The following is a 6,000-nucleotide window of genomic DNA, read 5'->3' as shown; positions in this document are numbered from 1 at the left end:
GGTGGGAGGCTTTGAAGGCGTGACGCCAGTTGCGCTGGAGCCGTCCTTGAAATACCACCCTTGTATGTTTGATGTTCTAACGCAGGGCCCTGAATCGGGCTCGCGGACAGTGCCTGGTGGGTAGTTTGACTGGGGCGGTCTCCTCCCAAAGAGTAACGGAGGAGCACGAAGGTTGGCTAATCCTGGTCGGACATCAGGAGGTTAGTGCAATGGCATAAGCCAGCTTAACTGCGAGACGGACAGGTCGAGCAGGTACGAAAGTAGGTCATAGTGATCCGGTGGTTCTGAATGGAAGGGCCATCGCTCAACGGATAAAAGGTACTCCGGGGATAACAGGCTGATACCGCCCAAGAGTTCATATCGACGGCGGTGTTTGGCACCTCGATGTCGGCTCATCACATCCTGGGGCTGAAGTCGGTCCCAAGGGTATGGCTGTTCGCCATTTAAAGTGGTACGCGAGCTGGGTTCAGAACGTCGTGAGACAGTTCGGTCCCTATCTGCCGTGGGCGTTGGATGATTGAAGGGAGTTGCTCCTAGTACGAGAGGACCGGAGTGAACGAACCTCTGGTGTTCGGGTTGTCACGCCAGTGGCACTGCCCGGTAGCTAAGTTCGGAATCGATAACCGCTGAAAGCATCTAAGCGGGAAGCGAGCCCTGAGATGAGTCATCCCTGACCCCTTGAGGGTCCTAAAGGGCCGTTGGAGACCACAACGTTGATAGGCGGGGTGTGTAAGTGCAGCGATGCATTGAGCTAACCCGTACTAATTACCCGTGAGGCTTAACCATACAACACCCAAGAAGTGTTCTGGGCCTTGTAGCGAATGAACGAACTACTCAAATTCAGTGATAGCGAAGCCAACAGGCATTTCGTTATTCACGTCAGCTTTCTAGATTAAGAATTTGCCTGGCGGCAATAGCGCCGTGGAACCACCTGATCCCATGCCGAACTCAGAAGTGAAACGCGGTAGCGCCGATGGTAGTGTGGCATTCGCCATGCGAGAGTAGGACACTGCCAGGCACCTAATTAGCAATAAGCTAGCCGAATGCGGAGCGGTAGTTCAGTCGGTTAGAATACCGGCCTGTCACGCCGGGGGTCGCGGGTTCGAGTCCCGTCCGCTCCGCCACTAAATAGAAGGCCTTCCCGATTGGGAAGGCCTTTTTGCTATGGGCGATTTGCCGATTGGCCACAGCGGTGCACGCCAGAATAGACACAAAAGCCCGGTTATCAGACCGGGCTTTTTCGTATGAAAATCCATCCGGCTTGTTCATTTTTACTGGTCTGCTTTTGGCTTGTGGTGCGCGATTAGGGTTGTATCTCGCTTATAACTCGGTAGAGTAGGGGCATCTTGAGTTTGCCTGTCCCGCGCCGAGTTTGCCGGGTTCCAGGTGTAACTTGGCCAGTTTTTATCAACCTTAAGCTAGTGGTATCGATATGGAACAAGTAAACAAGTCCACCTTCAGCGATGTACTGGAATATGTGCGTATGTCCCGTCGCCAGAACAAACTCAAGCGTGAAATTGCGGATAACGAGAAGAAGATCCGTGACAACCAGAAGCGTGTACTGCTGCTCGATAACCTGAGCGACTATATCAAGCCGGGTATGAGCATTGATGAAGTGCAGGCCATCATCGCCAACATGCGTACCGACTATGAAGAGCGTGTTGATGACCACATCATCAAGAACGCCGAGCTCTCCAAAGAGCGTAAAGAGCTGAGCACCAAGCTGAAGAGCATGAGTTCCCACAAGTAATGCTTCGCTCACCTTGTTAAACAACACCGGCCATTGGCCGGTGTTTTGTTATCAGCTCTGATCTCTGCCACTCCTGCAACAATCGGCTCCCCTTTTCAGAGTTGCCCTGTTACCATCAATGCAAAGCGGTCAATAGTTTCAAGCCATTGACTTGAAACGACTAAGCTTGATTGAAACACAATAAATTGCGCAACCATGGTGGGGCTTTTTATGGGCGCATCAGAACAGACGGATTTGACACAAGTGGCATCTCAAGATTCATCTGTCCAGACCACGGACGGGAACCCCAAGCGCAAGCGTCGTTCCTGGTGGCGCTGGCTGTTTTGTTTCCTCTTCCTCGCGTGTCTTGGGGCTGTGATCGCTCTGGTTGGCTACGAGATGAAAACCTCGAAGCTGCAATCTCAGGAGATCTCGCGCTATGCCGCCAAGCTTACCTATCAGGTTGAGCCCGGCCAGAGCAAGCAAATCGCTTTCCCTGAAGATGGGCCGTTCGACAAGCGACTTGGCTACGTACAACTGCCAATGATGCAGGAACGGCTGCTGCAACGGGGCTATCAGGTGAGCAAGCAGGTGCATTTCTCCGATGCGCTCTACGACTACGCCAAGCGTGGCTTCTTTGTCCCCTATACCGAGAAGGTTCAGGCCGGGCTGTCGCTCTATGATTGCCGCGCCGAACCTTTCTACCAGTTCCGGTATCCGACCCATCACTATCCGGATTTTGCCTCGATCCCGCCGCTCATCATCCAGTCGCTGCTCTTTATCGAGAACCGCGACCTGCTGAGCAATGAGGAGCCGTTGGCCAACCCGGCTGTGGATTGGCCACGCTTTGCCAAAGCGGCTGTTTCTCAGGTAGGCAAAGCGCTGGATATGCAGGATCAATCTGCTGGCGGCAGTACCCTGGCAACCCAGGTGGAGAAGTATCGTCACTCTCCTGACGGCTTGACCATGTCCCCCACCGAGAAGATCCGCCAGATGGCATCTGCCAGTGTGCGAGCCTACCGACTTGGGCCAGAGACGCTGGAAGCGCGCAAACTGGTGGCTTGGGCCTATCTCAACTCGGTGCCCCTCTCGGCAGCTCCCGGCTACGGCGAGGTGCACGGGTTGGGTGATGGCCTATGGGTTTGGTTTGGCGCCAATGTCGAGGATGTAAACCGTCTGCTGGATCCTGCTCGTAACCAGAACGCCTCGCTGGCGGAGCAGGGCCTGGCGCTGCGTCAGGTGGTGTCTTTGATGATCGCCCACCGTCGTCCCTCCTACTATCTGGCTCAGGGGCGGAGCGCGCTGGCAACGCTGACCGATAGCTATCTGCGCCTGTTTGTGCAGGAGGGGATGATTACGCCTCCGCTGATGGAAGCAGCCCTCAAGGCCAAGGTAACTTTCCGCGACTTTTTGCAATCTCCAGCTGTCACTAAGGTCAATAACAGCAAGGGGTTGCAGGTAGCTCGTACCCGTCTGAGCCGGCAGCTCGGGGTGCAGCTTTACGATCTCGACCGGATGGATCTGACGGCCGAGACCAGCCTCAATATGCCGTTGCAGAACGAGATTTCTCACTATCTGCAACAGCTGGCTGACCCCGCTTTTGCGGCACAGGTCGGCCTGTTTGGTGAGCGCCTGCTTTCCCCCGAGAAGACCGGTGATGTGCGTTACAGCTTCACCCTGTTCGAGAAGTCGCCGGAAGGGTTCAAGGTGCGGGTGCAGACCGACAACACCGATCAGCCGTTCGACATCAACGAAGGATCCAAGCTCGAGCTGGGCTCCACTGCCAAGCTGCGGGTGCTGACCACCTATCTGGAGATAGTGGCCGAGCTGCATGACAACTATGCAGACATGCCGACAGCGAGCCTGCGCAAACTGGCTGATGCCTCTCAGGATAACCTCAGCCGTTGGGCCATCTCCTATCTGATGACTGCGAAGGACAAGAGCCTGCCCACGATGCTGGAGGCAGCGCTGGATCGCCAATACTCAGCGAGCCCCAGCGAAGGCTTCTTTACCGGTGGCGGCATGCACACCTTCAACAACTTCCGTAAAGAGGATAACGGCCGTATCCCGGCGATCCGAGATGCGCTGCGCGAGTCCATCAACCTGCCGTTTGTCCGCCTGTTGCGCGACATTGTGCGGTATAGCCTCTACAAGGAGGGGAACCGCGCCCAGCTGCTCAAGGATGACAAGGATCCGCGCCGTCAGGAGTATCTGGCCAAGTTTGCCGACAAGGAGGGTCAAACCTATCTGCTGCGTTTCTGGCGCAAGTATCACGGCAAGAGTGCCGATGAGCAGCTCGATACCTTCCTGGATGGGTTGAAGCCGAGTGCTGTGCGTCTGGCGGCGGTTCACCGCTATCTGATGCCGGATGCAGATCTGGCGACCTTCTCGGCATTCCTTGCCAAGCGTCTGCCAAATGAGAAGCTGAGTGGAAAACGGATCGAGCAGCTCTATGTCAGCTACGGTCCGGGTAAGTATTCACTGCCGGATCAGGGCTATATCGCGCGGGTGCACCCGCTGGAGCTGTGGCTGCTCTCCTACCTCAAGGAGTTCGACAAGGCGACTTTTGCCGATGCGGTTGCGGCAAGCCGTGACGAGCGGCAGGAGGTTTACAGCTGGCTGTTCAAGACCCGTCACCGCAGCGCCCGTGACAGCCGTATCCGCACCATGCTGGAGGTTGAGGCTTTCCTCGATATTCATCAGCGCTGGGCGCGGCTGGGCTATCCGTTCGACCATCTGGTACCGTCGCTGGCGACTGCGTTGGGAAGCTCGGGCGATCGTCCGGCAGCCTTGGCCGAGTTGATGGGGATTATCCAGAACGGCGGTATCCGGGTACCGACGCTGCGCATCGAGCATCTCTCGTTTGCCAGAGGAACCCCCTTCGAGACCGAGTTCGATCCGACCCATACCGAAGGGACACGCGTCTTGCCGGCCGAGGTGGCGACAGCGCTGCGCAATGCACTCTCCAAGGTTGTCGAAGGGGGGACGGCGAAGCGGATTGCCGGCGCCTTTACCATGCCGGATGGCACCGTGCTGGCAATGGGTGGCAAGACGGGGACCGGTGACAACCGGATCGAGACGGTCGGGCGCTATGGCAATGTGACCAGCTCGCAGGCTCGCAACCGTACCGCGACCTTCGTCTTCTATCTGGGGGATGATCACTTCGGCACGCTGACGGCTTACGTGCCGGGCAGCCAATCGGACAAGTTCCGGTTCACCTCCGCACTGCCAGTGCAGGTGCTCAAGGGGATGGCGCCGCTGCTGATCCCCTATCTGCAACCGGGTTCCCATACCCAGTGTCTGGCCACTCAGTGAGTGGCAGACAGAGATAAAAACGGGGAGGCTTTGAAGCCTCCCCGTTTTGTTTTCAGCTTGATGATCTAGGGCTGATTCGTCAGGCATTCAGGATGAACTGTTCAATCACCTGAGCCACGCCATCTTCATCGTTGCGAGCGGTTGTGTGCTGGGCCAGCGCCTTGATTTCGTCGGTGGCGTTGCCCATGGCGACACCCAGTCCTGCGTATTCGATCATATGGTGGTCATTGCCGGCATCACCCACGCAGATCACCTGAGATGCATCCAAGCCGAGATGCTCGGCCAGCGCGGCGACCCCGGTCCCCTTGTTGCTCTGCTTGTTCATAAATTCGAGGAAGAAGGGGGCGCTCTGCACCACTGTGTAGCGCTCATAGAGCTCTGCGGGCAGGCGCTCGATGGCGCGGGCGAGCTGGGGCGGTTCGTCGATCATCATCACCTTCATGATCTGCTCGTCGGCCGGCAGGGTGGCGAAGTCGATCAGATTGATGGGCATGCCGATAAGACGGGATTCATGCTCGGTGTAACGGCTGACGCGCGGGCTGATAAGCCCCTTGGTGACGGAAAAACCGTGTACGTTCACCTCCAGCTCGTCGGCCAGTTTGGCGACGGCGCTGGCATCGCTGCCGGTCAGCAGCTGGCTGCGGATGATGCGCTGATCGGCAACCTGCTGTACCAGAGCGCCGTTGTAGCAGATGACATAGTCATGCTCCCCGGTGAGGCCGAGCTCGACCAGATAACGGCTCATCCCCTCCAGCGGCCGGCCAGAGGCCAGTACCACGGTGACACCTTTGGCACGAGCAGCCGTGATGGCGGCGTGGGTGCGGGGAGTAATCTGGCCTTGCGGGTTGAGCAGGGTGCCATCCATATCCAATGCGATCAGCTTGTACATCATTCACTACCTGAGTCTGGGCGGCCCGCCCAATGGGGCCTGGGAAGTGGCGAGTGTAGCGAAAATC

3 protein-coding genes, 1 tRNA gene and 2 rRNA genes (1 of these 6 only partly in view) are annotated in these 6,000 nt (G+C 57.2%); 5 read left to right on the top strand and 1 reads right to left on the bottom strand.

Annotation, left to right across the window (positions count from 1 at the left end; genetic code table 11):
• The 5 genes from WE862_RS01600 to WE862_RS01580 form a co-directional block, all read left to right on the top strand.
• Positions 1-786, top strand: a 23S ribosomal RNA gene (locus WE862_RS01600); it begins 2,103 nt to the left of the window's first position.
• 117 nt (positions 787-903) lie between these two features.
• A 5S ribosomal RNA gene (rrf, locus tag WE862_RS01595) occupies positions 904-1,018 on the top strand.
• Between the two features lie 29 nt (positions 1,019-1,047).
• Positions 1,048-1,124: transfer RNA gene (locus WE862_RS01590), tRNA-Asp, on the top strand.
• Positions 1,125-1,432: 308 nt separating this feature from the next.
• Positions 1,433-1,750: a PTS system regulator TmaR gene (tmaR, locus tag WE862_RS01585; protein WP_033115541.1), complete on the top strand. Its 318-nt coding sequence runs from the start codon at positions 1,433-1,435 to the stop codon at positions 1,748-1,750.
• Between the two features lie 210 nt (positions 1,751-1,960).
• On the top strand, positions 1,961-5,044 hold the full coding sequence (locus WE862_RS01580) for a transglycosylase domain-containing protein (protein ID WP_042032842.1): 3,084 nt from the start codon (positions 1,961-1,963) through the stop codon (positions 5,042-5,044).
• Between the two features lie 79 nt (positions 5,045-5,123).
• Here the strand turns inward: WE862_RS01580 and yidA are convergent, their stop codons facing one another.
• Entirely contained in the window at positions 5,124-5,933 is an 810-nt protein-coding gene (gene yidA, locus WE862_RS01575; RefSeq protein ID WP_042032840.1) for a sugar-phosphatase, read from the bottom strand.
• Positions 5,934-6,000: the final 67 nt, after the last annotated feature.

This window comes from Aeromonas jandaei, from assembly GCF_037890695.1.
GTDB classification, from domain to species: domain Bacteria; phylum Pseudomonadota; class Gammaproteobacteria; order Enterobacterales; family Aeromonadaceae; genus Aeromonas; species Aeromonas jandaei.
The sequence above is the reverse complement of the archived record's forward strand: the minus strand, read 5'-3'. Positions and strand labels throughout refer to the sequence as shown.

Coding starts and splice junctions, on each gene's coding strand:
- tmaR (WP_033115541.1), top strand. CDS start 1,433: ATGGAACAAGTAAACAAGTCCACCTTCAGCGATGTACTGGAATATGTG.
- yidA (WP_042032840.1), bottom strand. CDS start 5,933: ATGTACAAGCTGATCGCATTGGATATGGATGGCACCCTGCTCAACCCG.
- WE862_RS01580 (WP_042032842.1), top strand. CDS start 1,961: ATGGGCGCATCAGAACAGACGGATTTGACACAAGTGGCATCTCAAGAT.